The following is a 1,650-nucleotide window of genomic DNA, read 5'->3' as shown; positions in this document are numbered from 1 at the left end:
GCGCGGAGCTCGTTCAGATGTTCGACGCTTGGGCTATGGAGATGCAGTAGCCGCCACTACCTCCTGGCCCTTCGCCACCCGGCCGCCTGTGCCTCAGCCTCGCTGCAGAACCATCGCTCGCCTTTCAGGGGGTTGATCCGCGTCTCTGAGTAATATTCCTGGCCCGGGACATGATAAATCTTCTGCCCACCGTAATAGCTGATGTTGCCCTTGATATTGCAACCGATTCCGAATGGATTCGAGCTTATCGAAATCCCTGACGTGCCATGATTGAAAGCGTACTGCGTAGCAAAGGCAGAGGCGGCGGCAACGGTCACCAAAACTACTCGTATAGGCGCCTGCCCAGCGCTTTTCCGTCGCCGGCTAGACCGGTCAGCACCTTGATTGCGATAAACCTTGCCCATGCCATTCCCCAAGTAGAGAATGCGGCGCGTCAGGCAGGTTCGTCAAGCACTCGCTAATGCAAGTCTTGACGTTCTTTCGTCGTCGTGTTCCCTTGGGGCAAAGTCAAAAACAATAAGGAGGGAAACAACCCCCATGGCATTCGATCCAGCCAAAGAGCGAGATGAACTGATCAAGCTCCAACACGGGCTGTGCTGCTGGTGCGGCGAGCCGTTCACCGCCACTGGCACACCGAGGGAAGCCACGCTGGAACACGTGAAACCAAAGATGCACGGCGGGACGAACGCTCGCGCCAATCTGGCTGCAGCTTGCAGGCAGTGCAATCAGGATCGTGGCAATCGAATGAACGAGGCCAAGCAGGAAGCCGCCAAGAGGAAAAAGGCAGCGAGGTTGGCTCGACCTACTTCGGCGCTGCGCCGAGCCACTGCCCGAAAGCGAGGCTGAAAGATTTTCAACCCGCGAGGGCGTGCACGATTGCGAAGCCTACGCCGATTGCGAGGCCCGTAGCGAGGCTTTCAGCCAGGCGAAGCGCCAAGGCGCCGTAGCGAGCCTGGAAACGCGCTGGCGGGGCTCTCAGGGCTGCTGCAATGTCGTCAAAGATCGCTTCCATGGTTGCCACCTTGCGATTTCTTCGAGGGCAACCATAGATCGAAACCGCGAATCTGTGAATCCCCCCACGATTACTTGAACGCGTACTTGTAGACTTCTGTGCCGCCCGTTTCCTCTGTGACCCGCACCCATGACGGTTCATTTCTGCGCGCCTGAACCTCTTTCTTGGTTCCGATCGTCGCTGCTTCCCATGGCGTGTTGGCGATAACGGTGTAGCCGGACACTGGCGTCTCGCCAGCCATCTCTTCGACTTGGTAGGTTTTCATGCATTGGCCCCAGTTGGTCACGGACCCAACGATGATTGCGAAGCCTTGTTCCGGCATGGAGGAGCGGCCACGGCAGACGAAAACGGCCCGACTAGGTCGCCTTGTCGACCAGCGGCGTCTTTCTCTTCGGCGGAACGTAGCTGGTGACCAACCGCACTACATCGATGTCCACTGTCACCGGCGGGGACAAATTCACCGTCACGGTATTTTCGTCGACCCGGAGGACATCACCAGTGAGTTCAATCCGCTGGCCTTTCTTCAGCGCCGATGTCCGGTCAACTATCGAGTGTGGAAATCCATAGTTCGGGATCGAGACGCTGACCCTATCTTCGGTCACGCGCTTGCGGACTGTTGCGGTGATGGCGACCTCGTC

The 1,650-nt window shown here is 58.1% G+C and carries 4 protein-coding genes; 1 reads left to right on the top strand and 3 read right to left on the bottom strand.

Going from position 1 to position 1,650, the window contains the following annotated elements:
- Positions 1-56: 56 nt before the first annotated feature.
- Positions 57-404 carry a hypothetical protein gene (locus P9272_RS35750; RefSeq protein ID WP_278164903.1) on the bottom strand — a complete coding sequence of 116 codons (348 nt, stop codon included), beginning with the start codon at positions 402-404 and terminating at the stop codon, positions 57-59.
- Between the two features lie 133 nt (positions 405-537).
- On the opposite strand from P9272_RS35750, the gene P9272_RS35745 reads away from it, so the two are divergent.
- Entirely contained in the window at positions 538-846 is a 309-nt protein-coding gene (locus tag P9272_RS35745) for an HNH endonuclease (RefSeq protein ID WP_278164901.1), read from the top strand.
- A gap of 236 nt (positions 847-1,082) precedes the next feature.
- Here the strand turns inward: P9272_RS35745 and P9272_RS35740 are convergent, their stop codons facing one another.
- Entirely contained in the window at positions 1,083-1,277 is a 195-nt protein-coding gene (locus P9272_RS35740; protein WP_278164899.1) for a hypothetical protein, read from the bottom strand.
- 91 nt (positions 1,278-1,368) lie between these two features.
- Positions 1,369-1,650, bottom strand: a 282-nt coding sequence (locus P9272_RS35735; RefSeq protein ID WP_278164897.1) for a hypothetical protein, incomplete at its 5' end; no start/stop codon positions are given.

The sequence above is a fragment of the Mesorhizobium sp. WSM4976 genome (assembly GCF_029625685.1).
GTDB lineage: Bacteria > Pseudomonadota > Alphaproteobacteria > Rhizobiales > Rhizobiaceae > Mesorhizobium.
The sequence above is the reverse complement of the archived record's forward strand: the minus strand, read 5'-3'. Positions and strand labels throughout refer to the sequence as shown.